The organism is Kitasatospora sp. NPDC127116, assembly GCF_042677365.1.
In the GTDB taxonomy this organism is placed as follows: domain Bacteria; phylum Actinomycetota; class Actinomycetes; order Streptomycetales; family Streptomycetaceae; genus Kitasatospora; species Kitasatospora lactacystinica.
The window spans coordinates 192,565-217,800 of record NZ_JBHXTL010000001.1; the positions used below are offsets into that span (position 1 = coordinate 192,565).

Genomic DNA, 25,236 nt, shown 5'->3' on the forward strand with positions numbered 1-25,236 from the left:
CCTGATTTGGGTCCGCCTGAACCGGCGGGCCGCTCCCATCCCACTTGGACGGTGATCATGCCCGACCTGCTCCGCTCCCTCTACACCCGCCGCCTGCGCCGCGAGGTCATGGCGGGCCCACTGCCCCGGCACGTCGGGCTGATCATGGACGGCAACCGCCGCTGGGCCCGACAGATGGGCATGGCCAACCCGAGCCTCGGCCACAAGGCGGGCGCCGAACACGTCGAGGAGGTGCTCTCCTGGTGCGAGGCCCTGGGGATCAAGCACATCACCGTCTTCGTCTGCTCGACCGAGAACCTCCAGCGCCGCGGCGACGCCGAAGTCACCTACCTGATGCGGCTGATCGAGCAGGTGGTCACCGACCGCCTCACCCGCCCGGACGCCCGCTGGCAGGTCCACCTCGCCGGAATGACCGACGCCCTGCCCGACAGCACCGCCCGCGCCCTCAAGGAGGCGGTCGAGGCCACCCGAACCTGCACCACCGGCGCCCACGTCGCCCTGGCCGTCGGCTACGGCGGCCGCCAGGAGGTCGTCGACGCCATGCGCGACCTGATGTACGCGCGGGCCGAAGCCGGCGCGTCACTGACCGAGGTTGCTGACGCCCTGACCGTCGACGACATCGCCCCGCACCTGTACACCGCCGGCCAGCCCGATCCCGACCTGGTCATCCGCACCAGCGGAGAGCAACGGCTCTCCAACTTCCTGCTCTGGCAGAGCGCCTACTCGGAGCTGTACTTCTGCGAGGCCTACTGGCCCGCGTTCCGCGAGGTCGACTTCCTGCGCGCCGTCCGCAGCTTCGCCGCAAGGCAGCGGCGCTACGGCAGCTGAACCGAACCGGAGACCCTCCGACAACTCGTCGCATCCACCCCGGAGGGGCGATGGCCGACCTCTCCGGCAATACCGACGCAGGTCAACGACGTCATGCGACCTGATTCCGCCGGGGCCGTGGGGTGAGCGCGGACGGGCCCGGCGTTCGCGGATTGCGGTCGCTCACCCCGCTCCGGCGCATGCCTCCGCCTCTGCCAGGTACCGCGCCACCGGGCCCAGGGTCAGCATTCCGCTGGCGGCGCCGGCGTGTTCTGCACAGGCATCACGCAGGGCAGCCGCAGCGCGCGCGGCGATTCCGCGCTCGCCGAGGCCCACGGCGGCGCGGGCGGTCAGGCACCACAGCGCTTCCTGCATGTGGTCACGCGGTGGCTCGGGCACCGCAGCGAGGGCGGTACGAGCCTGCTCGCCCCGGTCCTGGGCGAGCAGCACGAGGGGACGCGTCCAGGGCCTGTACGGGCCCCAGTCGAGGTGCGGGTCGGTGGGCGCGGGCCGGTTGTGCAGCAGGCGCAGTCCCAGTAGGGCGAGCGGGAACAGGCCGCGGTGCAGCCCCGGCATTCCGGCCGTCCGGAGGGCGTCCTCGGCAGCGCGGTAGTGCGCTGCTGCCGTGGCGGCGGTCGGTCCGCCGGGTTCGGCGCTGCGGGCGGCCGTGGCCCGGGCCCTGAACCACCCGGTGAGGACGGGGACGAGGGGCGCCTCGGTGGTGGCGGCGAGCTGGTCGGCCGCGTTGGCGTGCGCGGTCGCGGCGTCGAGGTCGCCGAGGGCCGAGGCGGATTGCAGGCGGACGAGTCGGCCGAGCACGGCGAAGTTCGGCAGCTCGTGCCGGGTGGACAAGTCGAGGATCTCGGCGCCGGTCCTGTCCCGTGCGGCCGCGAGCCCGGGGCTGCTGAAGGACTGCAGGAACACCCCGTTGAGGGCGAAGGCCAGCAGGGCGGGATCGGCCAGGTCCCGTGCCAGCTCCTCGGCCTGACGCGCCGCCTGCTGCGCGTGCTTCAGCTCGGTCCCGGACAGATCGGCGCTGCGGCTCTCGACGGCGACCGTGGCCAGGAGGCGGGCGCGCAGGTCGGCGGGGCCGTCTGGGCCCAGCCCTGTGAGCGTGCGCTCGGCAGCCGCGACGACGGCGCGGGACTGCTCGGGGTCGTCGGCCCGGCTCCAGATGGCGGGCACGTCGTAGGCGCCGATGATCCGGGCGGTCAGGGAGAGGTCTCCCGTGCGTTCCGCCGCCTGGATGGCGGCGAGGCGGTCGCGCCGCGAGCGCACGAGGGCGTCGCCACCCGCCAGTGCGAGGGTGCGGGCCAGATCCACGGTGGTGCGCGGGCCGAGCCGGACACCAGGGCCGGTCCACGCCGTACGTGCTCCTTCGGGGGGCGCGGACCCGTTGAGGATGTCCGTCTCCAGGCGCTGAAGGTCGCCACCGGGGTCGAGTCCGAGTTGGTCAACGAGCATCGCGCGGGCACGGCGGAGGGTGGCCAGCGCGTCGGCCCGGCGGCCCGCGCGGTACAGCGCGCGGGCCAGCAGCTCCCAGGCCGGCTCGCGCCACGGGTGTTCGGCGACATGGGCACCCAGTTCGGCGACGAGATCGGCCCCTTCCCCGGAGTCGAGGAGGATCCGGGCGCGCAGTTCCACCCCCTCCAACCTCAATTCCTCCAGCCGGGTCCGCTCGCGCTGCGCCCATGCGGAGCCGGTCACATCGGCGTAGGCGGGTCCTCGCCAGGCCGCGAGTGCCGCGCCGAGGCCGATCACCGCGGCGGGGTTGCGGCGGGCTCGGGCCAGGGTGTCCTGGAAGCGATGGACGTCCACGTCCTCGCGCGGCAGGCGCAGCGCGTAGCCGGGACCTTCGGTGACGATGACGCGCGGCGGATTGCGGGGCGGTCGGTCGGGTTCGAGGGCGCGGCGCAGCGCGGCGACGAAGGTACGCAAAGCGCCGACGGCGCGGGCAGGCGGATCGGTCCACAGGTCATTGACGAGGGTGTCGGTGGTGACCATCCGTCCCTCGGCGGCGACGAGCCGGGCGAGTACCTCACGATGGCGGGGTCCGCCCAGGTCGACCGGGCGGCCGTCGTCGTGGAGGGCCCGCACCACACCGAGCACGTCGATTCGCATGCCCTCATCCTCCGTGCCGGGGGTCGGCTGCGCCCAACCGCACTGATCGGTTGCTGATCGCCGTCGCCCAAGCTGATGATCCGGTCAAGTCCCCGACCCGAAAGGGTGGTCCTTCATGACGCTCACCATTCCCGGCTTCGATCACGTCCGCCTGCCCGGTGCGGACGGTGTGGAGCTGGCTGCAGCTGTCGGCGGCAGCGGAAGCCCGGTCGTGCTGTTGCACGGTTTTCCCCAGACCCACCTGATGTGGCGACACGTCGCCGCGCGGCTCGCCGACGAGCACACGGTGATCTGTCCTGACCTGCGGGGCTACGGCGCCAGCGACAAGCCGGCGGCCACCGACCCCGATGTGTACGCCAAGCGCACCATGGCCGCCGACGTCGTGTCCCTGGCGGAGGCGCTCGGCCACGAGCGCTTTGCCCTCGTCGGCCACGACCGAGGCGCCCTGGTCGCCTTCCGGGCGGGGTTGGACCACCCTGAGACCATCACGCACCTGGGCATCCTCGACGTCGTGCCGACGCTCGACATGTGGAACGTCCTGCATGGCGTCTCGGCGGCGGTCGGCTACCACCTCTTCCTGATGGCGCAGCCGCCGGGCCTGCCGGAGACGATGATCGCAGGCAGCGCGGACGTGTTCTTCGGCTCGTTCCTCGACGCCTGGGCCAACGACCCGACCACCATGCCCGAGGACGTACGTGCCGAATACCTGCGCGCGAGCGCCGCGGCAGTGACGTCGATCGTCGCGGACTACCGGGCCTCGGCGGACATCGACGTCACGCACGACCAAGCGGACCTGGACGCCGGGTCGCAGCTGGCCATGCCCGTGACAGTCGTCCAGCAGGACTGGGGCGCGCGGCTCGGCTACGACGCTGCCGGGGTGTGGAAGGCGTGGGCGCCGGACCTGGACCACCGGCTGACCCACTCCGGGCACTTCATGGCCGAAGAGGCACCCGACGAGATCGCGGCCGCGATCCGGGGCCTGCTGGCCCGCTGAGCCCCCTGCTCTCGACTCGTCGGCTGGGCCACGGTCGGTCGGCGAACGCCAGGTTTTCGGCGATCAGCCTTCTTTTCTTGCACTGGGTACCCAGCCGGTGCCGCCCGGCCTCGGGGACGACGACCTCCACCTTCGCGTCGTCACCGGCCTCTTGAAGCCGGTCGGCCATCTGCCGCCACGCGGCATCCAGACCCCGGACCAGCTGGTCCAGGTGCTCGGTGGCAGCTTCGGACAGGGACAGGCCCGCCAGCACGTCCGCCTCGGCCGACCCGTCGTCCTCCGGCACCTGGGCCTCCAGGGTCGCCACCGCCCCCGCGACCGCCGTACGCGGCACGGCCTCCTCGACCGCCGCCCACAACGCGCCGACGTCCAGGTCCGTATCGATGATCACCACCGTCACCACCCGGGAACCCGCCGTCCAGGAACCGGGACCGGCCGGCGCCGCCCGCGCCCTGCGCGCGGCACTGCCCGGCCAGAACGCCCTCAGCCCCGCCGAACAGCAACTCCTGAGGGAATGGCTCCGGCGACTGTCCGCATAGCCGCCTGGTCATCCGGGCAGGGAGGCCGCAGCGGCGACGCCCGTCATCCTCCGGTTCGCCCGGGCATGTGCCGAGGGCGGCGGACCGGGACCGCTGGTGGCGGCCCAGGAACCGGCGCCACGCGGTGCAGGCCGAGCCGGCCATCGCCGCGGACAGGCCGGTGGGCGTGGCGCTCGGCAGCCGCCGGCCGCTGAAGGTGACGATCGCACTCGCGCTGACGAACGCCGGGAAGCCCCCGGAAGGGCATCACCCGGTACGGCACTAGGTTCTGTCCGGCCGATCTTGGGCTGTGGGAGGATGCCGTCCATGACTTGCATCCGAAGGGGCCGTGCCTCGTAGAACACCAGCTTCGCTTCGGCCGCGGGAATGCGGCTGGGGTATGCCCTGGGTGCGGTATCGCGATGTCCCAGGTCTGTCGGGAGCGGCGAATGCCGCTGTCCGTGTGCTTGAACGGGAGCGATTGTCTCCGGGCATCGTGGCGGTGGCGCTGAGCGTGTGGTCCGTGCGCGTTCACGGCACGAGGCGCCGGTGGAGGCAGTGGGAAGCGGAGTTCACCTGTCCCTGCTGCGGCGAGGGTTGGGCCCGGGACAAGCTGCAAGAGGCTCTGTTCATGCTTCCGCCGAGGGCTGCCAGCGAACTCCGGGTGCAGGTCGAGCGCCTGGACGGGGTACTCCTCGGGCGAACGCATCACGAGCCGACGGAAGACCCGGAGTTGGCGTGGTGGCATCGCAGGTGCTGACCGTGCCCATGTCACCCACTGGTTCGTTGGCTCTTGCGTGACTGGTCGGGGGGATCTGACAGAGGCGGAGTGGCGACGTCTGGAGCCGCTCCTACCCACGGGCAACAACCGCTGCGGGCGGTGGCGCGATCATCATCAGGTGGTCAACGGCATCCTGCACCGGGTGCGAGCCGGGGTGCAGTGGCGTGACCTGCCTGAACGCTACGGGCCGTGGAAGACCGTCTACGAGCGCCACCGGCGCTGGTCGGCCGACGGAACCTGGGAACGACTACTCCAGCAGGTGCAAGCCCAGGCCGATGACGCCGGTGGGATCGACTGGGACGTCTCGGTTGATTCCACCTCGATCCGTGCCCACCAGCATGCGGCCGGCGCGCGGAAAGCTCCGCCGCCCGCCGCGTCAAAAGGGGCGGCCGCGATGGCACACCAGAGCGGAAGACCGTGGGTGAGACTGTGCGCCCGCCTGGCGGAGGTGGTGCAGGAGGTGAGGCGCTCGGTCGCTCCCGAGGAGGCTTCACCACCAAGATTCACCTGAGTGCCGACGGGCGCTGCCGCGTGCTTTCACTGTTGCTGACGGCAGGCCAGCGGGCGGACTGCTTGCAGTTCGAGCCAGTCATGGAACGCATTCGGGTGCCTCGCCTCGGGCCGGGCCGCCCGCGCACCACGCCGGACAGCGTGAGCGCCGATAAGGCGTACAGCAATCGCCGGATCCGCCGCTACCTGCGGCGACGCGGCATCCACCACGTCATCCCCGAGAAGAGTGACCAGGCCGTGAACCGCGTACGCCGGGGCCGGGCAGGGGGTCGCCCACCCGGCTTCGACAAGGAGCGGTACAAGAAGCGCAACACCGTGGAACGGGCGATCAACAAGCTCAAGAACTACCGAGCTGTGTCCACGAGGTACGACAAGCGCGCATACGTCTACCTGGGCACCGTCACCGTCGCAGCAACCATCATCTGGCTCCGGACATGATCGGCGGGACAGAACCTAGGATCTCCGAGCCGGTATCAAGGGGGGCAGCGTGGCCATCGCCATAGTCGACGCCGTCAGGCTCGCGAAGGAGAACCGCCGGAGGTACGAGCGTCTGCTGGAGTGCAAGGAGGAGCTCGATCAGCGGGCCGCGGCCGAGAACGCCGCCCAGCAGAAGGCACGGCAGGCGCTCTACGACGAGGCCCTGGTCCCCTTCTGCGAAGCCTTCCGGCGTCTTGAGCGCGTCAATCCGGTCGAGCCGGCCTCGATCGAGATGCCGAACGTCGGCGACGTGGTGGGCATCGAGCTTCGACGGCTGCGCGAACGTGCCGTGGCGGCCGCGGTCGGCACGCTGGCGGGCAGCGCGCTCGTCGGGTCCGGTGCAGGGCTGGGCGCCTATCTCGCGGTGGGAGCTTTCGCCTCTGCCTCGACCGGCACGGCGATCTCGGGATTGTCCGGGGCGGCGGCCAGCAGTGCCACGCTCGCGTGGTTCGGCGGCGGGTCTCTGGCCGCGGGTGGTGGCGGGATGGCGGCCGGGACGACGGTGCTGTCCCTGATCGTCGCGGCTCCGGCCGTCCTCTCGCTGGCCGCCATCGGGGAGTGGCAGAGCCGCAGACTCAGGCGCGGCGAACAGGAGAAGGCACAGGCCCTGGAACGGGCCGAGACGGATATGAGCGAGGTGGAGGACGCCGCGTCCGCGGTCTACGAGCGCAGCAGGGACACCCGGCGCGTCCTGCGGGACCTCCGGTTCATGATCGTGGAACGGCTGCCGTCGTTCACCGCACTGGTCGAAGCGTGTGACGAGTTCGCCCACTACGATTCCCGCCGACACACGGAGGTGGTGACGATGGTGGATCTCGCCGGCCTCGCCGTCTTGGTCATGAGTTGCCCGATCACTGACGCGGACGGACGGATGACCGAGGAATCGGGACGGGTCGTCGCCGACGCCCGGGCCCGGCTGCAGGCGATGGAAACCAGGTCGTGAGGTCCGTACCGGGCTCGTCCGGGCGCTCTGCGACCCCCATGGCGCCGACCACGCCGTCCGGGCCGTTGCCGACACGGCCGCCCGGCGCCGGGCGGCGGCGACCGTCGAGACGCTGCGGACGCAGGAGACAGTGCGGGACGGCCGGCGGATCTCCCGGCAGCGAGGTCACCGAGTTCTCCTCGCGGGGACCTGATCAATAGGCTGTCTCAAGCCGCGGTGGTTGGGTCGCGCGCACATTCGAACGCTCGGCGGAGCCTCTGCCCGAGTTCTCCGAGAGGCGCTGCTGATGCACCCGAGTGTTGCCCGACTGGCTGGGATTCTGCCGCAGCACCCCGGAGCCGGCGATCCCATCGACTGGGACGAGGTGGCCCAAAGGTGGGGCACTCCATTTCCGGCGGACTACCGCGACTTCGTCTCCCTCTACGGTGGTGGGTCGATCAATTGCTCGCTCTCCATAGGACTGCCGCTGGAGGTCGCCCGGGGTTCTCGCGGCCCCCTGCTCTTCGAGGAGTTGATCGAGTGCGGGTACGAGCTGCTCGATCTGGATCCCGCCGACGGCCCAGCCCTGGAGGGGAAGATCTCATGGGCCGTGGATTGCAGCGCCAGCCAGGCGTTCTGGGACACCACGGATCCGGATCCCGACAGGTGGACCACCCTCGTACTCACCCGCGATGGTGACTGGGTCGAGTACGACTACGGCATGGTCGACTTCCTCGTCGGGTTCCTGACCGGCGAGATCAGTCCTCAACCCATGGGCATGTTCTCCCCCGACCAGCCGGTCTTCCTGAACTGGCGGGAGGAACGACGCCTCAAGGAGGAGGGCATCGACCCCTGGCCCCACCTCTGACTGTCCGAAAGCCAGGGCTCCGGTCCAACTTCTACGGTGTGCCACCTCCCTGTGACCGTTGATCTCTGCTCTTCCTGTCGGCTCCGGAGATCAGGGTGATGTCGGTGCGGGACAACGGCGACGTGATCCGGATAGGTGTCAGATCCCGGACGGTCACGGCTTGCTGCCCGGGGCTGGGGGAGCCGGTCGGGACGGGTTCACGGCTCCTACCTGCGGTTTCCCGCCGATCTTCCCCTGGCAGCACGGCGGGTGGTGCTGCGGCTTCGTGTCCAGCGCTTCACGTGCGAAGTCGTCTCCTGCGGGCGGCGGACGTTCGTCGAGCAGGTCACGGGCCTGAGCCGCCGCCACCGGGCAGCGGACTCCCGCCAGGGAGCGGCCGAGAGCCCGGTCCTAGCCTGGAGACGTGATGACAACCTCGTCGATCCTCGGACAGTTCGATCTCTGCGCGGACAAGGGAGAGTTCCCTGATCTCGACAACGGCTACTACTACCCGGTCGATGCGCGGATCCACTTGCTCGGCGACAGCACGCGCTGGGCCGTGGTCGCCGAACTGCTGGGTTACAACCCGCGCGGCGGCAACCTCATCGACGTCATGCACTGCTTCGGCAACTGCCTGACGCGCGGCGAGCCCGGGTTCGGCGACTTCCTGGCACGGGTGGACAACATGGAGGAGATCGATCCCGCCGGCACCGAGGTCTACGCGGGAGGAGTCCCGGTGGTCGTCCGCGGCACCGCGCTGACGGTCGACGCCGACGCCGACACCCCTTTGCAGGACGTGTTCCGCCTGCTCGCGCCGGCGAACAGGACGCTCCTGCTGGCCGACGAGACGGAGCTGCGGGCCGGCATTCCCTCCGAGCTGCCGGAGCTGATGCGACTTGACGAGTGGAACCAACCGGAGGACTCCTGGGACGTCATGCCCAGCGGTCACGAGACGTTCCGGATGATCGCCGAGGTCTTGAACTCCGGGGACCCGACCCGGTACCGACCGACGCTCCCGGCGAACACCCACTGGTCCCACTGGCCGGACGCCGGAACTCTGTAGATCGTCTGCCCGACCGCTGCCGACACAAGCGTGCTTCCGGCCCTGCGTTCCTGCGAAAGCCTGTCACCGTTGCGCAGGGCCGCCGACCGCCCGCTTCTACGGACGAACCCAGATCCCCCGACCGCAGACTCCTACCAGTACTGGACCCCCTCGGGCGGAGGTGCACCGTCCGCCCCCTCGGAGAGCGTCGTTCCGGCGGTCCGGCAGGAATCGCCGCCCGATCGGGACCTGCTTCGAGTCTGCGGCCCTGCCCCTCGATGGGGCTCCGCTACTTTCCGGGCCTGCCGAGCTGGTGGATGCGCCAGCCCGCCGCGCGCCAGGGCTCGGGGTCGAGGGTGGTGCGGCAGTCGACCAGGAGGGGGTCGGCGGGCAGATCCAGCAGGGCACCGGGGTCCGCCCGCCGGTACTCGGACCACTCGGTCGCCAGGACCACCAACTCGGCGCCGGCCAGTGCGGCGGGCAGGTCCGCGGTGAAGTCGAGTTCGGGGTTGCGGACCATCGCGTTGGCGACGGCCTGCGGGTCGTGCACGGTGACCACGGCGCCGGCCCGGTACAGGGCGAGGGCCAGTGCCAGGGCGGGGGACTCCCGGACGTCGGAGGTGCCGGGCTTGAACGCCGCACCCAGCACGGTGACCCGGGCGTCCCGGAGCGGCCGGTCGCCGAGGGCGTCGGCGACGAGGTCCATCGCGACGCCGATGCGGGACTCGTTGATCCCCTCGGCGGCGAGCAGCAGGTCGGCGGCGCCGCCGGCACCGAGCTGCCGGGCCGAGGCGGTGAACGCGCGGACGTCCTTGGGCAAGCAGCCGCCGCCGTAGCCGATGCCCGGCCGCATGCCGCCCGCGCCGATCCGCGGGTCGACGCCGAGGATCTCCACGATCCGGGCGATGTCGGCGCCGGCGGCCTCGCACATGTCCGCGACCGCGTTGATGTAGGAGATCTTGAGACCGAGGAAGGTGTTGGCGGCGCCTTTGGCGAGTTCGGCGGTCGCCGGGTCGCAGACGAACAACGGGACACCGGCGTCCAGGATGCCTGCGTACACCTCGCGGATCGCCTTCTCGCCCTCGGCGCCGGTGACCCCGGCGATGATGCGGTCCGGGCGCAGCGTGTCCTCCACGGCATGGCCCTCGCGCAGGAACTCGGGGTTCCACACCACCTCGACTCCGGTGCCCGCCGGGGCCAGTCGCTGGACGAGAGCGGTGACCTCGGCAGTGGTGCCGACGGTGACCGTCGACTTCCCGACGATGGTGCAGGGCTCGGTGAGGTGGAGGGCGAGCCGGCGGACGGTGCCGAAGACCTGGCCCGTGTCGTAGGAGCGGCCGTCGGCGTCGATGGGGGTACCGACGCCGATGAAGTGCAGCTCGGCGAACGCGACCGCCTCCGCGATGTCGGCGGTGAACCGCAGACGGCCGCTGCCGACGTGCCGGGCCAGCAACTCGGGCAGGCCGGGCTCGAAGATCGGGCACTCGCCGGCGTTGAGCCGCTCGACCTTTTCGCGGTCGACGTCCACGCCGACGACCTCGTGGCCGAGCTCGGCCATCGCCGCCGCGTGCGGAATGCCGAGGTGGCCACAGCCGATCACGGAGACGCGCATGAAGGGTCCTTGTCTGAGCAAGAGGCACACCGTCACTCGGTGTACTCATGACGCTACCGGGCGCCCGGGCGGGTCGGGGGAGCGGATGTGGGGTCAACTGCTCAGAACTGGACGGACGCCACGCACTCGGCATGGCTCGTCGGAGCCATCCCCGCGCGTGCGGGGCCGCCAGTTCGCCGGGGGAGGCGTCGAGGACGGACCGGGAGCTATCCCCGCGCGTGCGGGGCCGACACCATAGGCCACACGACCAGCGGCGGAGCTGAAGAGCTATCCCCGCGCGTGCGGGGCCGACTCGGCGGGCGTAGGCACGGGCGGCCTGCATGCGGAGCTATCCCCGCGCGTGCGGGGCCGACCTGGACGAGCAGCAGAAGCTGCGCGCCGACCTGGAGCTATCCCCGCGCGTGCGGGGCCGACCCCTGGGGCCTGCCCGGCCTGTGGCACTGGAGGGAGCTATCCCCGCGCGTGCGGGGCCGACACACCCGGGGACCCTTGGTCGTCCATCTCCTTCGAGCTATCCCCGCGCGTGCGGGGCCGACTCCACTCCTTCGTCCCCTTGCTCGTGATCACCGGAGCTATCCCCGCGCGTGCGGGGCCGACCGCGCGATTGCCTTCCCTGAGGTGCACGAGCGGGAGCTATCCCCGCGCGTGCGGGGCCGACGGGGTCTACTGGATGAGGTCGAGCACCAGGCCGGAGCTATCCCCGCGCGTGCGGGGCCGACACTTCCTGACCTGCCACGATCCGTCTCAGGGTACGCCAATTCATTCAGTTCGAATCCAGGCCCCGCTGGCTAACAGGGCCGACACTTCCCTTCCCGTTCGAGGGCCACCGGCCCCGCAGGTCGTTGGCGTCAATGAGTACGCCCCGCACAAAGATCGCGCCCACGGGACGGTTCTGGTCGACATCGGGATTCACTGACCCGGCTTCCGATACGGTGGCGGGAACGAGAGAAGACGCACCATGGATCCCCGCATACCCCGCCTGCGCCGCAAGCTGGCCGCGATCCCGTTCCAACCGGTGCGCAGCCACTCCTTCGGGGAAGAGCAGCACAAGTTCCACCTCGGTCCGAAGCTGACGGAAGCACGCGTCGCTGCGTTCGAGGCCGAACACGACATCATCGTGCCTGATGCCCACCGGCAGTTCCTCACGCACATCGGTGGCTCCGGGGCGGCACCGTTCTACGGTCTCATGCCGCTGGAGCGATGCTCCCTGCTGGTCATGGATCCGCGCGGAGAACCGGGAGCACCGCGGGGCTTCGGAAGCCCGGAACCTGGGGCGCACGCACGCGACCTCTTCCTCCACATCATCGAGATGGGCTGCACCGACGTATGCGTCATCGCGGTGAACGGTCCTCTCGTGGGCCGCGTCCTCATCGGCAACAGTGACGGCTACTGGGGTCCCAACGTCTCCTCCGCCACCGACTTCCTCGACTGGTACGAACGCTGGCTCGATCACATGAGCGCCGGACTCGACAACCGGGCCCTGGAGCTCACCTCGCCTCGGCTTCGTGCCCATCCGAACCGCCATCGCCTGGCGCCGAAGATCTGACTTCCCGTAAGGGCGACACGGAAGTCTGAGTCAGGCCAGGACTCGTGGCAGGGCCGCCCCGGGCCGTGGTCAGGACGACGGGTCGTTCCGGGCTTCGCTGTCAGCCGTGCCAGGGCTTCGCATGGTGCGCGGGCAGCATTGGTGGCCGCTGTCCCCGGAGGTCGCAACCGCGTTCATCTGCGGCAGCCGGCGCCATCAACGTCGCTGTCTCATGCCAAGCCCGTACATGCGGCCGGGTACTGCTCGGCGGACGGACGGACGAGCGGACGGGAACGGCATGCGGCGAGGACGTCCTTCGTGCGGTCGGAGCCGGTCGGCGCGTAGGCGGCGGTGCGCGCTGCGGGGCGGAGAAGGGCGGGGGAGCGCAGCGAACTGCAGACGGGCCGGACCGGCTCGGCCCCGCCCGAGCCGGATCCGACGCCCGCCTCCTGGTGGCCCACCCCTCCCTCCGTGAAAGGCTTGCCGGTATGGACGAAGCACCGGATGACCGCGCCGTACGGAGCTTTTTGTCAGCGATCCGCGTCGGCGACCTGTGCGGTGGGGTCGTATCGGAGACCACCCGTTCCGGCGTCGCGGTGACGTTGGACGGGTTCCCGGCGAGACCGCTGGGGTTCGTCGGCTCGTTGGACCTGTCCTGGGGGCGGCCTCGGACCGAGGGCGTGGAGGTCGGTCGGCGGATCACCGCTGAGGTCATCGGCGTCGACCGGCCCGCGGGCGGGGTGCGGCTGTCGATGGCAGCCACCGGGCACCCGGAGCTGTGGGCCTTTCTGAAGCTGCTCGCCCCCGGCGAGATCATGGCCGGCACGGTCGCGTCGATCGAGTCGTTCGGCGTGTTCGTGGCGCTGGACGACGGGCCCGCCCATCCGGTCTTCCCGGGGGTCGGGTTCATCACGTTCCCCGAACTGTCCTGGTGTCGCTTCGAAACGGCCTCGGACATCGTCCGGGTCGGTGAGCGCGTCTCGTGCGAATTCCTCCAGTTCGACACCACGAACGGGGAGGCCAGGCTGTCCTTGCGGGCTACGCGGCCGGACCCCTTCCAGGACCTCGCCGACGACGTCGTGCCGGGCCGGACACTGCGCGGAAGGGTCACCGGGCTGGTTCCGTTCGGCGCTTTCGTCCAGGTGGCCGACGGGGTCGAGGGGCTGATCCACCTCAAGGACCTCGCACGGACACCCGTGCGGACACCGCAGGAGGTCGTAGGGGTCGGCGACGAAGTCCTGGTCGTCGTCACCGACATCGACCGAGAACGCCGAAAGCTGATGCTGTCGCGGCGGGAGCTCCCCTCCCGCCGATCGTGATCGTCCCGGGCGCGGCGGTGCACTCGGTGCCGAGCCGGACTCCGATCCCGGCCGGGCGGGCGGGCCTCGTTCCCCCACGGGCCCGGGGCGCAGGCGAGGACGTCCTCGCTGCCGCGCCCGCGTCGGGGGTGGGACAGGAAAATCCTCCAGGGCTGCCTCTTCCGCGCGCTGCGGACCGTCCTCGATGTCGGCGGTGTCCCCTCCGGCATAGGCATCGGCATCGCCCAGGAGATCGTCAACGACCGCTACACCCACCAAGACAACCGGATCGCCCGGAGCCCCGACAGCCCCCTCGACCTGGAGTCCCTGGCGCTTGGTGCCGCCGGCTGCCCCGGCCGCGTCGTGGCGATCGAGGCGGTCCGGGACGGCGACACCGTCCACGGCTGGTTCACGGTCCTGCTGGCGATCACCGGGGACCCCGCGCAGGAGCATCCGTTGGCCACCATCCACTCCACCACGGCGAGGCGCTACCCGGACGGCGTGGAGGAGGCCGGCGGTGGACAGCTCGCATGCGCCGCGGCCGCCGAACGCGCGGGCCGGCCCTGGCCGGGCACCCGTCGGTGCCCTTCCACTTCGCCGGCCCTGACCCCCCGGACGACGAGGCTCCCCGCCGGCGGGACTGAGCCGTACGGCACGTCGACCAGCTTGTGGTCGGACCCGACATGTCACCGGCCGACGACCGGGAGGCCCGGCACCCATGACGGCTGCCGGGCCTCCCGGTCTCTTTCTTCTGCCGATCGACGTGCCGCCCGCGCAGTGCCCCTGATGTGCACTTCACCACCGGGCACCGGGGAGCCGGGTCCTCGGACTGTCACCTGCAGTAGGAGTCGGCTCTGACATGACCTGCGAGCATCCTGTCGCTGCTCCCCCGATGCCGCCGCTCCAGTGGATGCACAAGTTCTTCGCGTAGAGGCAGACCGGCCCCGCGTACGAGGAGAAGCAGCCGGCGCCTCAGACTCCGCTGTGGGCGCTGGTGGTTGCGGTGGCCGTCCCGGGCGCCAGGGTCACGGGGGCAAGCCCCACGGTGGGCGCGCCGGCCAGCGGGTGTCCTCCTTTCTCGTCAGGTGAGGAGGCCGTCGGACTGGGCGCCCCTCCCGAGCGGCAGGGCTATCCGCAGTGGGTGTGCCAGCGGCTGACTTCCTGGTCGTGGATCACACCGCCCCAGTCGATGCAGGTGCCGCGGCCGTCCACGGAGACGGGGCCGGCGTACGAGGTGTAGTAGCCGGAGTCGATGTCCTGGATGCCGTCGTCCCGCCCGATCCAGGCATTCATCGAGAGGGCGGCGCCCGGGTGGCTGCGCACGACGACCAGGCAGTTGCGGCCCGACTCCGCGCTCCAGGTCAGGTAGGCCGTTCCGAGGTTCCCGACCGGCGCGGAGTCGATGAGCTTGTATCCGTTCCCGCAGACTCCGGACGCGTCAGCGTGGGCGGCGGGAGTGGCGAGGGCGAGCAGTCCCATCGTCATGGCTCCCGCGATGACGGCGGGAACGGAACTTCTGAGGCCCCGGAGCCGTCCGGGACCCTCGCGAGGGCCGACCCCACCGCAATGGAGTGCTTCGACGATCATGATCGTTCCTCCTTCTCCTCGCTACCCGCAGTGCGACCTGTACTGGTACGCCCCGGTGGGTGCGTCGTCCACGTAGCCGCCCCAGTTGATGCAGGTGGCCCGCCCGTTCGCGTACACCGGACCCGCGTAGTGGTGGTAGAGGTTCTTGTCCTCCTCCTCGAAGCCGTCTGCGGTCCGCTGGATCCAGGCCGTCATGTAGTAGAGCTCGACGGGTCCGTCGTTCGCCCCGTACTTCTGCGTGACGACGCAGTTGTAGCCGTTGGATTTGTTCCAGGTCAGAAAGGTGCGCCCGTATCCGCTGATGTCGAGCGAGTCGACCTCGCTGTATCCGGCGCCGCACGATCCGTTGTAGGTCCCGTTCACCGGAGTTGCTGCGGCCGCTTGCGGAAAAGCGAAGAGGCCCACGAGCGCCGACGACAGGGCGATTCCTGCGCGAAGGCGGAACGACTGGATTTTCCTCACTTGGACTCCCTGTGCGACTGACCGAGCGGGTGGGGTGGATGATCCGGGTCGGAATTCCCGGGAATGCGGGGGATCGGAGAGCGCCGCGACGGCGGGATCAACCGCAGTGCCCGGCGTTCTGCCAGTACTTTCCGTAGGTGTACGAGCCACCCCAGTCCACGCAGCTTCCCTCGGCGTAGACGAAGACCGGGCCGGCGTAAGCGGTGTAGTTACCGCTGTCGGAATGACGGGAGGCGTAGTCGCCGGTCCGCTGAATCCACGCGTCCATGGATCGGGCGGACCCGGGGTATTCGGCCACCGTCACGACGCAGTTGAACCCGCTGTCCGAATAGGTCAGGAAGATGTTGGCGCCCGACTCCAGTCGCAGACTGTCGATGACCCGGTATCCGCTGCCGCAGGCGCCGTTGTATCCGGCGGCCGCCTGATCCGTTCCGAGGCGCGAGGGGACCTCGGCCGCGGTTGCCGTTGCAGGCGATGCCATCAGCAGCACTCCGCTTGCGATCAGCGATGCTGCGGCTGCCTTGAAGTTGCCCTTCATTTCTCTCCCTCGGGTTTGATCTCCGTGTGGCGGTTCATTTCATCGGCGAGAATTCGCCCGGACTGATTTCGGAGTGCGCTGGGCCGGGCAGTGGAAATGGCAGGGGCACGGGTGGGGCGTGACTGACGGTCACGCCCCACCCGGGTGGTCGCGCCGAACCCGCTTCGGACCGTCCCGGCGGAACGGTCGGAGCCATGCGAATGCCCGCGCTGCGGGTTTCGGGCTCCGCCGATGTGTCAGCTTCAGGCCCTGCCGAAGACGGGGATCCGCGCTACCACGGCAGCTCCCCGGATCCCCGAACGGGCAGAGGGGCCTCAGTGCCAGCCGGTGCAGATGGGCTGGTCCCAGTTATCGATGCAGGCTCGCGCTTGGACCGAACCGTTGACCATGTTGCCGAAGCTGGTGGAGCCGGTCGCGATCCACCCGTGGATGTTCTGGTTCGTGTTCTGCACCCAGAAGTTCTGCCCGATCGAGGTGCCGGAGATTCGGGCCCAGTTCGCCCTGCACGAAGAGCTGTAGCGGAGTTCGATCGTGCCCAACGTCGAGGCCACCGAGTCCACCGTGTAGGCGTCCGTGCTGCAGCCCATGTCCACCGGGTCCTGTCCGTTGCAGGAGGACCCGTAGCAGCCGGCGGTGACTCGGGGCGTGGCGGCGGATGCGGTCGGAGCGGCGAGTCCGCCCAGCGCCGTCGCGGCCACCGCGAGACCGACCAGGACCCTGACCAGACGATTCGTACGCTTCACTCGGATTTCCTTCCCTGTAAGAAGGGGATCGGCAGAAGTTGCGTGTGTCGGCGTGTGTCGGCGTGCGCCCGGCGAGGCACGGGATGGCAGGACCGCGGGTGGGGTGCTGACCGTGGGCCACACCCACCCGGGCGTCAGCTGCCGACCCCGCCGAGGACGGGGAGCTGCGCTACCACGGCAGCTTCCCGGATGCCCGAACGGGCGAAGGAGCCTCAGTGCCACCCGGTGCAGGCGCCGCTAGAGATGCAGGCACGCGCCTTGCCTGAGCCATCGACCATGTCGCCGTATCCGGTGGAGCCGATCGCGTGCCACCACACGACCAGGCTTTCGTTGTACACGTAGAACTCCTGCCCGTTCGAGGCGCCGGAGATCCGGGCCCAGTTCGCCCTGCACGAAGGGCTGTAGCGGAGTTCGATCGTGCCCTTCGCCGAATCCACCGATTCCACCGTGTAGGCGTCCGTGCTGCAGCCCATGTCCACCGGGTCCTGCCTGTTGCAGGAGGACCCGTAGCAGCCGGCCGTGACCTGAGGCGTGGCGGCGAATGCGGTCGGAGCGGCGAGAACGACGGTGCCGCCGATGAGTGCCGCGCTCGACGCGAACGCGATCATCGCGGTACGGATCTTGACGAGAGACATCGCTGTCTCCTTTCGGTGTGGGGAGCGGAGGGGACTGTGCGGCATTCCGAGAGCCGCAGGGTCTCGGAATGCCGTTGCGCTTCACCGGTGCGGCGGAACACGGCCCGTACGGGCGGTGGTGTCCCCGGGGCGTGGTCGCGCCGGCGTCAGGGCCGGCCGTTGCTGTGCTTCGGCCCCGGCACGGTTCGAGTTTTCACAGCCGGCCGGTTGTTGCGCAGCCCTGCTTGCCGGACGAAACAAAATGCCGCTCCGCAGGTCGGAAGGACCGCTGGAACGAGACAGGCTGATGAGAAGCCGTTGTGGTGGGTTTCCCCGGCCCGTAGGTTGACGCCGGTCCGGTGGTGTCGCCGAGTGGGGGAGGACACAGGATGGGGCGCCAGGAGAGCCCGCTGGATCCGGCCGCAGGGCCGGTCCAACGCTTCGCGTTCGAGCTGCGCCGGTTGCGCGGGGAAGCCGGAGACCTCACCTACCGGGCGATGGCCGGCCGTACCCGGTATTCGGTCGCGACGCTGTCGCGGGCGGCCGGCGGTCAGCAGCTTCCCTCGCTGCCGGTGGCGTTGGCCTACGTGGAGGCCTGTGGCGGGGACCTCGCGGAGTGGGAGCGGCGTTGGCACGCCGCCGCGCGGGACGCGGCAGCCGAGGACGGTGACGACGCCGATGCTCCGTACCGGGGCCTGGCCCGCTTCGAACCCGGTGACCGGGAGCGGTTCTTCGGCCGCGACCGGCTCGTCGCCGACCTGTTGGCCCTGGTGGACTCCCGTCGCCTGGTCGTCGTCGTGGGTGCCTCGGGCAGCGGCAAGTCCTCCCTGCTGCGCGCCGGACTGATTCCGGCGCTCCGGGACCGGGGCGCGACGGGCACGGGTCCGGCCGCCATCCGGATCCTCACTCCGGGCCCGCGGCCCGCCTCCGACCATGCCGAGCTGATGGCGCCCGCGAACGGCGCGGGCGACACGGTGCTGGTGGTGGACCAGTTCGAGGAGGCGTTCACGCTGTGCACCGAACCGGCGGAACGCGCGGCCTTCCTCGACCTGCTGCTGGCAGCGTGTGATCCGGACAGCCGATTACGGGTGGTCCTGGCGGTACGGGCGGACTTCTTCGGCCGTTGCGCGGACCACCACGGCCTGGCCGTCGCCCTGCGGGAGGCCACGCTGCTGGTCGGGCCGATGGGCCCGGCCGAGCTGCGAGAGGCCATCGTCAAGCCGGCCGCCGGCGCGGGCCTGATCGTCGAACGCGCCCTCACCTCAAGGATCATCGAGGAGGTCGACGGCGAACCGGGTGGGCTCCCGCTGCTGTCGCACGCCCTGCTGGAGACGTGGCGCCGCCGCAAGGGCAGGACACTGACGGAAGCCGCCTACGAAGCCGCCGGCGGGGTACGCGGCGCCATCGCCCGCACCGCGGAGCGGGCCTACGGCGGCCTGACACCGGAACAGGCCACCACTGCCCGGCGCATCCTGCTGCGACTGGTCACCCCGGGCGACGGCGCTCAGGACACGAGCCGTCCCGCCGACCGCACCGAACTCGAATCCCTCGGCACCGGCGACACCGGCACCGCGGGGGTTCTCGAAGGCCTGGCCCGCGCCCGGCTGATCACCCTGGACGGCGACACCGTCCACCTCGCCCACGAGGCACTGATCAGCTGCTGGCCGCGGCTGAACGCGTGGGTCGACGACGCCCGCGACCGGCTGCGCCAGCACCGGCGCCTCACCGAGGCCGCCAAGGCCTGGGAGGACCTGGGCCGCGATCCCGGAGCGCTCTACCGGGGCACTCTTCTGACAGCGGCCGAAGCGGCCTTCGCGACCGGCGGGCACCGCGACGACCTCACCCCGCTGGAGTTCGAGTTCGTCAGGGCCGCTCTCGCCGCCCGAAGCCGCGAACAGCGAAGCACGGCACGTTCAGCCCGACGGCTGCGCACCCTCCTCGGCACGCTGTCCGCCCTGGTCGTCCTCGTCCTGCTGACCGGGGTGATCGCGTGGCAGCAGAATCGGACCGGCGAACGGCGTCGCACGGAGGCCGCCGCCCGCCGGGCCGCCGCGGTGGCGGACGGCATGCGCACCTCCGACCCCCTCACGGCAATGCGGCTGAGCCTCGCCGCGTGGAAGACCGCCGATCTTCCCGAGTCACGGTCCGCACTGCTCGGCGCCGCCGTCCAGCCGGATCAGGACGTCTTCACCGACCCGCCCTCCGGCAAATCCGTCCCGCAGACCCACTTCCTCAGCGGCGACGGCCGCACCTTCGTCGGTGTCGGCCGCGACGAGGTGGTGAAGTGGGACGTCGACACGCACCGCCGGGTGGCTTCGCTGCCCGGATTGGGGGCCGAAGCGGACGACGTGGACGACATGAGCGCCGACGCCCGGACCCTCGCCGTGTTCGAGCACGACCATGTGAACGTGTGGAACCTGCCCGAGGAGAGTACGGGCGCGGCCCCGGTGGCACGCCATTCCTCCGGTCCCGGCCTGGACCCGACCGCGGCCCGACTCAGCCCGAGCGGACGGACCCTGCTCCTCTACGCTGTCGCGGGCGAGGACGACGTGGTCCAGGTCCGGGATGTCCGCGACGGCCGGTTGCTGCTCGAACGACGCACCAGGGGCGGTGAGCGCAGGCCGGTCGTCCCCGACGAGCTACGCGGCGTACCTGAAGCCAGGCAGCGGCGGATGTGGGTGGAGGACCGCATGCAGCACTACCCGTACCCCGATGCGTCGCTCAGCCCCGACGACCGCCTGATGGCGCTGTGCGTTCCGGGCGAGCCCGTCCAGGTGTGGAATGTGCCCGAACAGCGCCCGGTCCCCACCCCCTGGGCCCCCGACGTCACCGCGCAGCAGTGCCTCAACCAGGCGGTCGGGTTCGCGCAGGACGGCCGCCGGCTGGCAGTCGTCGACGGCGGCGGAGTCCGGATCTGGGACATCGCCTCGGGAACGGAGCTCCCGCGGATCGAGCACGCCGACATCAGGGAGGCGGCGTTCAGCGCGGACGGAACGCTCATGGTGGCGTCGGACGGCAAGGAGGTGCTGTTGTGGCGCCTTGACACCCCATCGGTCCCGTTCCTGCGGCATCCGCTCGCCAACACCGACGCCAGCCAGTTCAGGCTGGATCCGGCCGCACACAGGATCCGCTACCTGGAGGGCCCGACCGGAGCGGTGGTCCGCACCATCGACCTCACGACTGGCCTCGCTCCGGCCTGGACGAGCCGACCGATCGCGGCTGCCGTGTTCAGCCCCGACGGCAGCACACTCGCCACGCTGGCGTCGCCGGAGGGCGGGGACATGTACCGCTTCCAACTGCGCGATCTCCGCGGGCCGGGAAACGCCGTCGACCTCCCCGCCACGTCCTGCACCTCGCAGCGCCGGAGCTCCATGCCCTGCACCGTCCTCACGGCCTTTCGTCCCGACGGGGGAGCCTTCGCCTTCGGCGTCTTCGACCGCTTGCAGTGGGACGCACCCCCCAGGGTGTCCATCTGGGACGTCTCCACCGCCAGCGTCACCGCGACCCTGGACCTCGTGGCCGGTGAGAGGCTCACCGTGTCCACTGTCAACGCGATCGCCTTCACACCGGACGGACGATCGCTTCTGGTGTCACGGATGCCGCAGGAGGAGGCCGTGGAAGTCTGGGACCTGTCCCAGAGGGCCAGAACACGGGTGATCTCCGGCGTCGGCGGGGAACAACTCGCCGCCCGGCCGGACGGACAACTCCTCGTCACCTCGCACAACCAACTCGCCGACCTGCCATCGGGCCAGGTGAACCCCCGTACGCTCACCCAGAACACGACCCACGCCGTGGCCTTCAGCCCGGACGGCGGGTACCTGGCCACCGGCGACGAAGGCGGCCGCGTCACACTCTGGGACGGCAATGCCGAGCGGAACCTGGGCGTACTGCCCGGCACCTTCAGACCCAACGCCGCAGGGGTGTTCGACCCCATCTCCGCAATCGCGTTCTCCCACGACGGCCGCACCCTGGCCGCCGCAGGCACCGACGGCACACTGCGGATGTGGGACCTCGCATCCCACCAACCACTCGGCCCCGCCCTCCCCACACCAGGAGGCGCCACCCTCTCCCTGGCCTTCAGCCCCGACGACCGCACCCTGCGCATGGCGACCGAACACGTACCAGGACACGAGGTCGTGGTGGCCCCGGACCGGGAAGCCGCCGACATCTGCGAACGAGCCGGAGGCGGACTGCCGCAAACCGACTGGGACACGTACCTCCCCGAAGTGCCCTACCGGAAGGTCTGCTGACCCCGACGGTGCGATTCCCTGCGGGCCCTCGCCGCCGATCAGGCGCTCGTTGTCCAGCCGTACGACCAGCCGCCGACGGCGCTCCGGTTCACGGTGAGCAGCAGGACGAGGTCCGGGGCCTCGGAGTGGCCGTCAAGACCCGCTGGCGACTCGCCGTCGATCCCATCGAGCTGAACGCGCTCCACGAGATCGCGGCCGGCTGCGACGACACGCCAATCACGGTCGTCGTCGCCCGCTGACCAGCCGCCGACGCCCACAGCGGCTTCGCCCAGGAACAAGGTGAAGCCGGTGCGGTCGAGGTGTGCGACATCCCACGGGTTCCCCTGAACCTCGCTGGCTCTGCCGTGACGGAACGCTCATCGGAGCCCTGAGGGATGGGGACGCCTGCCTCAGGGCTGTTCAGCTGGCCCGGACGACGGTCGGGCAGATCCGGCCTGCCAAACGGGGCGGAGACCAGTGTGAGCCGAACCCGACTGGCCGCCAGCGCTCAACGAGCATCCCCGCGCGTGCGGGGCCGACACCGTGGTCACGCACGCAGAACTCACGAAGCTGGAGCCATCCCCGCGCGTGCGGGGCCTACCCGATGCCGCCGGTCTTGATGTGCCGGGCCGGGGAGCCATCCCCGCGTGTGCGGGGCCTACACCCCCAGCGGCAACTTCGAGGCCGGAGGCATGGAGCCATCCCCGCGCGTGCGGGGCCTACGAGTCCGCAGGCACGAGACCCTGCTGCCACAGGGAGCCATCCCCGCGCGTGCGGGGCCTACTCCTTGAGGTGGAGCACCAGGTGGCCGTCGACGGAGCCATCCCCGCGCGTGCGGGGCCTACGACCAACGCACGCCGGGCGACGTCGAGTCGCAGGAGCCATCCCCGCGCGTGCGGGGCCTACACTTTCTGACCTGCTGTGATTCGGCTCGGAGTGCGCCAATTAAATCAGTTCGAGTCCACAGCCCCGTCTGCGCAGGGGTCGACGTGGCGCTCCGTTCTCCCAACCGAGCAGGGCTACTTCGTCGGTTGGCCGACCCTTCGCACATCGCTCCGCCATGTCACCCACACAGGAGCACTTCGAGCAGCAGGATCACGGGACCGCCGTCTCGCGTCCCATTCTGCTCCGAGGCGGCGCGGTCAACTGGTCGCACGTCCAAGTTCGGCCCGACAAGGCTGCCCCGGGTCCAATGTCCGCATCCGCACGGTCGGGAATGCCCGTCACAGTTCCGGACCCCACTGACCGCCCGCTCGCCGACGGGCAGCGCACCGGGACCAATGCGAGCGCCAGCGATGTTCACCCTGCCCAGGTCGGGCCCGGAGCCGGCCGTCACCCGTGGCCGGCTCCGGGCGGGACTCGCCGTGCCGCGACGGTCGGCCTGCGTCGTGAAAGCCGGCACGTGCACGACGCGCCCGCCCATGTGAATGACCAGTGCTCATGAATTCCCCCCTCCGCCAAACAGGCATCACCGCAGGTGGTAGCCCTTGAGATTGGATGCCGACTCAGGAAAGCAGAGCGGTTCTCCGGAAGTCCGGCCACCGCGATCCATCCCTTTTGTGCTCCATGACACGCGGGTCGTGTCAGGCTCCGGGCTGATCATCTGGAATGCTGTTCTCCGTCCGCCGACCACGGCTTTGAGCGGCGGGCATCCGCAGTACCGGGCAGTCGGCCCGGGAAGCCCACGGAGAGAACGGAACATCATGAAGCCATCTGTGCTTGTCGTGTCCACCGACCCCCAGGGGTCCGCCGTCGTCTGGGCCGAGCGGGTGGGAGACAACCTGCCCTTCGACTTCATGGCGGCACACGACCATGCCGAGCAGTTGATCCACCTGAAGAAGACCGGCGCGAAGATCCACGTCATCGCCAACCAGAAGGGCGGCGTGGGCAAGACCACCACCACGGTCAACCTCGCGGCGTGCACCTTCGACGTCCTCGGTGAGAAGGACGAGTACCAGCACATCTTCATCGACACGCCGGGCACCCTGGCGGACGAGGAGATCCTGCGCAGGGCCCTGGAGATCGCGGACGACGTCCTGGTCCCGATGATCACCGAGCCGCTGTGCTTCGACCCGACGGCCCGGACCATCCAGAAGGTCATCGAGCCGATGGACATCCCCTTCCGGATCGTCGTCAACAACTGGGACCCCCGGGACGGCCGCGCCGACCTCGAGGACACCGAGGCGTACATCACGGCGAAGGGGTGGCCCCGCGCCAAGACCGTCCTGCGCCGGTACAAGATCCACTCGCGGGCGGTGGCCGAGGGAACGGTCGTCACCCAGTACAAGGAGAGCGGCACCGCCTACCGGGCCCGTGAGGACTTCTTCCGCCTGTCCCTCGAGCTGGGTTACGGGGGCCGCTGATGGCGGGTCGTCGTGTCTCCTTCGCGTCGATGGCCGGCGACCCGGTCGTCGACGCCCCCGGCGTGGACAGCGCCAACAACAGCGCCCCGGTGGCCAAGTGGATCCCCACCGCCGACTGCCTGCCCAACCCGCGCAACCCCCGTGACGAGCTGGGCGACCTCTCCGACCTGGCGAGCATCAAGGACCGCCAGCTGCAGAGCTGCCTCGCCGTCACCCCGGCCGCCTACCTGCGGCTGTGGCCGGAGGACCAGCAGACGCTGGGCGCGGGACCGCAGGACGTCGTCATCGTCAACGGCAACCGCCGGCGGGCCGCCGCTGAGCTGTACGGGCGCGAGCAGCTGCTCGTCGTCGTGGACGACTCGGTGGCGGAGTCCAAGGCGACCCTGCTGCGGGCCGCGCTCGACGAGAACATGGCGCGCAAGGACTTCGACCCGATCGAAGAGGCCAACGCGGTCATACTCATCGTGGCGCAGTACCCGACCGCCAAGGAGGCCGCCGAGGCCGAGGGCTGGTCCCAGAGCTGGATCTCGCACCGCAAGAACCTGCTGAAGCTCCACCCCGAGCTGCAGCGCCAGGTGCGGGCCAAGGCGCGCGGCGAGGAGGGCGTCTCCATCAACGTCGCCCGCCGGCTCGGTTCGGTGAAGGGCATCGAGGCGATGTCCCTGGCCGGGCAGACCGCGGAGCTGGAGCAGTTGCTCCAGTCCGACGCCGACGCGGTGGCCGCCAGGCGCGCCGCGAAGCTGGAGGCCAGGGCCGCCACCAAGGCGCCTGCGGAGGCCCCCGCGCCGCAGCCCGCTGCGGTGGCTGCCTCCGCACCCGCTTCCACGCCCGCGGCCCAGCCGGCCGCGGAGGCGGCACCGGCCACCGTGAAGGCGCCGGCTCCCGTCGCTCCCCGGCCGGAGCCCGCGCCCCGTAACCCGGTCGCGAGCGCCGAGCCCGTCCGGAGCCCCGAGCGATTTTCCGCGGAAAATTCCGAGCCGCTCCCGATGCCGGAGCAGCGGGCCGTGGTCCCGGTGGACGAGCAGTCGTCGGCCGCCCCGCAGGCGGAGCTCGGCGACGTCGACTGGCACAACGTGGAGGAGCTGGCGGACGCCATCTGCCGCACCCTCTCGGCCGACGAGGCCTACCGCCTCGCCGACGCCCTGGCCAACCGGCTGCTGACGACCAGCAGCTGACAACACACCCGTGGTGGCCCCGGCCCCCCCGACAGGCGGGGCCGGGGCACCCCCCCCAGGGGCTCCAGCGC

21 protein-coding genes, 1 pseudogene and 2 CRISPR repeat arrays are annotated in these 25,236 nt (G+C 70.6%); of the genes and pseudogenes, 13 read left to right on the forward strand and 9 right to left on the reverse strand.

All coding sequences use genetic code 11. The features are described 5' to 3' along the window. The first annotated feature begins 51 nt into the window (after positions 1–51). A complete protein-coding gene (uppS, locus tag ACFVHV_RS00925; RefSeq protein ID WP_380347908.1) occupies positions 52–828 on the forward strand; it encodes a polyprenyl diphosphate synthase in 777 nt (258 codons plus the stop codon). A 162-nt stretch (positions 829–990) separates the two neighbouring features. Here uppS and ACFVHV_RS00930 read toward each other — a convergent pair whose 3' ends face one another. Then, positions 991–2,928: a BTAD domain-containing putative transcriptional regulator gene (locus tag ACFVHV_RS00930; RefSeq protein WP_380347909.1), complete on the reverse strand. Its 1,938-nt coding sequence runs from the start codon at positions 2,926–2,928 to the stop codon at positions 991–993. Between the two features lie 115 nt (positions 2,929–3,043). On the opposite strand from ACFVHV_RS00930, the gene ACFVHV_RS00935 reads away from it, so the two are divergent. Then, the gene (locus tag ACFVHV_RS00935) at positions 3,044–3,922 is read left to right on the forward strand and encodes an alpha/beta fold hydrolase (protein ID WP_380347911.1); all 879 of its coding nucleotides are present in this window, start codon (positions 3,044–3,046) and stop codon (positions 3,920–3,922) included. Here ACFVHV_RS00935 and ACFVHV_RS00940 read toward each other — a convergent pair. Continuing rightward, a complete protein-coding gene (locus ACFVHV_RS00940) occupies positions 3,861–4,322 on the reverse strand; it encodes a hypothetical protein (protein ID WP_380347913.1) in 462 nt (153 codons plus the stop codon). The two genes, ACFVHV_RS00935 and ACFVHV_RS00940, sit on opposite strands and share 62 nt — an antisense overlap. Between ACFVHV_RS00940 and ACFVHV_RS00945 the strand changes: the two genes are divergently transcribed. From ACFVHV_RS00945 to ACFVHV_RS00970, 6 genes and pseudogenes are all read left to right on the forward strand, one after another. Further along, a complete protein-coding gene (locus ACFVHV_RS00945) occupies positions 4,306–4,461 on the forward strand; it encodes a hypothetical protein (protein ID WP_380347915.1) in 156 nt (51 codons plus the stop codon). The genes ACFVHV_RS00940 and ACFVHV_RS00945 overlap by 17 nt on opposite strands. A gap of 776 nt (positions 4,462–5,237) precedes the next feature. Continuing rightward, positions 5,238–6,169, forward strand: a pseudogene (locus ACFVHV_RS00950) (IS5 family transposase). Positions 6,170–6,218: 49 nt separating this feature from the next. After that, positions 6,219–7,151, forward strand: a complete 933-nt coding sequence (locus ACFVHV_RS00955) for a hypothetical protein (RefSeq protein ID WP_380347917.1) — start codon at positions 6,219–6,221, stop codon at positions 7,149–7,151. 286 nt (positions 7,152–7,437) lie between these two features. Next, on the forward strand, positions 7,438–7,998 hold the full coding sequence (locus ACFVHV_RS00960; protein WP_380347919.1) for an SMI1/KNR4 family protein: 561 nt from the start codon (positions 7,438–7,440) through the stop codon (positions 7,996–7,998). Positions 7,999–8,133: 135 nt separating this feature from the next. Next, positions 8,134–8,466 (forward strand): transposase family protein, encoded by a 333-nt coding sequence (locus tag ACFVHV_RS00965; RefSeq protein WP_380347921.1) that lies wholly within the window; start codon positions 8,134–8,136, stop codon positions 8,464–8,466. Further along, positions 8,405–9,040, forward strand: coding sequence for a DUF7003 family protein (locus ACFVHV_RS00970; RefSeq protein ID WP_380347950.1), 636 nt, complete (start codon positions 8,405–8,407; stop codon positions 9,038–9,040). Before ACFVHV_RS00965 ends, ACFVHV_RS00970 begins: the two co-directional genes overlap by 62 nt. Before the next feature lie 268 nt (positions 9,041–9,308). Here the strand turns inward: ACFVHV_RS00970 and ACFVHV_RS00975 are convergent, their stop codons facing one another. Then, complete coding sequence (locus ACFVHV_RS00975) at positions 9,309–10,631, reverse strand: UDP-glucose dehydrogenase family protein (protein ID WP_380347923.1); 1,323 nt, start codon at positions 10,629–10,631, stop codon at positions 9,309–9,311. Between the two features lie 141 nt (positions 10,632–10,772). Then, a CRISPR array of direct repeats spans positions 10,773–11,350; the repeat unit is 28 nt; unit sequence GAGCTATCCCCGCGCGTGCGGGGCCGAC. A 239-nt stretch (positions 11,351–11,589) separates the two neighbouring features. Between ACFVHV_RS00975 and ACFVHV_RS00980 the strand changes: the two genes are divergently transcribed. Further along, positions 11,590–12,177, forward strand: coding sequence for an SMI1/KNR4 family protein (locus ACFVHV_RS00980; RefSeq protein WP_380347925.1), 588 nt, complete (start codon positions 11,590–11,592; stop codon positions 12,175–12,177). Positions 12,178–12,608: 431 nt separating this feature from the next. Then, complete coding sequence (locus ACFVHV_RS00985; protein ID WP_380347927.1) at positions 12,609–13,475, forward strand: S1 RNA-binding domain-containing protein; 867 nt, start codon at positions 12,609–12,611, stop codon at positions 13,473–13,475. A 1,107-nt stretch (positions 13,476–14,582) separates the two neighbouring features. On the opposite strand, the gene ACFVHV_RS00990 is transcribed toward ACFVHV_RS00985, so the two are convergent. The 5 genes from ACFVHV_RS00990 to ACFVHV_RS01010 all read right to left on the reverse strand — a co-directional run bounded on the left by ACFVHV_RS00990 (position 14,583) and on the right by ACFVHV_RS01010 (position 17,419). Further along, positions 14,583–14,939 carry a spore-associated protein A gene (locus tag ACFVHV_RS00990; protein WP_380347929.1) on the reverse strand — a complete coding sequence of 119 codons (357 nt, stop codon included), beginning with the start codon at positions 14,937–14,939 and terminating at the stop codon, positions 14,583–14,585. 123 nt (positions 14,940–15,062) lie between these two features. Then, a complete protein-coding gene (locus tag ACFVHV_RS00995) occupies positions 15,063–15,404 on the reverse strand; it encodes a spore-associated protein A (RefSeq protein ID WP_359902461.1) in 342 nt (113 codons plus the stop codon). A gap of 196 nt (positions 15,405–15,600) precedes the next feature. Further along, positions 15,601–16,041, reverse strand: coding sequence for a spore-associated protein A (locus ACFVHV_RS01000; protein WP_359902463.1), 441 nt, complete (start codon positions 16,039–16,041; stop codon positions 15,601–15,603). 314 nt (positions 16,042–16,355) lie between these two features. Next, on the reverse strand, positions 16,356–16,784 hold the full coding sequence (locus ACFVHV_RS01005) for a DUF2690 domain-containing protein (protein WP_380347931.1): 429 nt from the start codon (positions 16,782–16,784) through the stop codon (positions 16,356–16,358). Positions 16,785–16,996: 212 nt separating this feature from the next. Next, entirely contained in the window at positions 16,997–17,419 is a 423-nt protein-coding gene (locus tag ACFVHV_RS01010) for a DUF2690 domain-containing protein (protein WP_380347933.1), read from the reverse strand. A 368-nt stretch (positions 17,420–17,787) separates the two neighbouring features. On the opposite strand from ACFVHV_RS01010, the gene ACFVHV_RS01015 reads away from it, so the two are divergent. Next, positions 17,788–21,648 carry a helix-turn-helix domain-containing protein gene (locus ACFVHV_RS01015; RefSeq protein ID WP_380347935.1) on the forward strand — a complete coding sequence of 1,287 codons (3,861 nt, stop codon included), beginning with the start codon at positions 17,788–17,790 and terminating at the stop codon, positions 21,646–21,648. Positions 21,649–21,686: 38 nt separating this feature from the next. Here the strand turns inward: ACFVHV_RS01015 and ACFVHV_RS01020 are convergent, their stop codons facing one another. Further along, positions 21,687–21,926 (reverse strand): hypothetical protein, encoded by a 240-nt coding sequence (locus ACFVHV_RS01020; RefSeq protein WP_380347937.1) that lies wholly within the window; start codon positions 21,924–21,926, stop codon positions 21,687–21,689. Positions 21,927–22,138: 212 nt separating this feature from the next. Beyond that, a CRISPR array of direct repeats spans positions 22,139–22,533; the repeat unit is 29 nt; unit sequence GGAGCCATCCCCGCGCGTGCGGGGCCTAC. An 818-nt stretch (positions 22,534–23,351) separates the two neighbouring features. Here ACFVHV_RS01020 and ACFVHV_RS01025 point away from each other — a divergent pair. Together ACFVHV_RS01025 and ACFVHV_RS01030 are read left to right on the forward strand one after the other, a co-directional pair. Next, positions 23,352–23,990 (forward strand): ParA family protein, encoded by a 639-nt coding sequence (locus ACFVHV_RS01025; protein ID WP_359902473.1) that lies wholly within the window; start codon positions 23,352–23,354, stop codon positions 23,988–23,990. After that, positions 23,990–25,165, forward strand: coding sequence for a ParB/RepB/Spo0J family partition protein (locus ACFVHV_RS01030; protein ID WP_380347939.1), 1,176 nt, complete (start codon positions 23,990–23,992; stop codon positions 25,163–25,165). Before ACFVHV_RS01025 ends, ACFVHV_RS01030 begins: the two co-directional genes overlap by 1 nt. Positions 25,166–25,236: the final 71 nt, after the last annotated feature.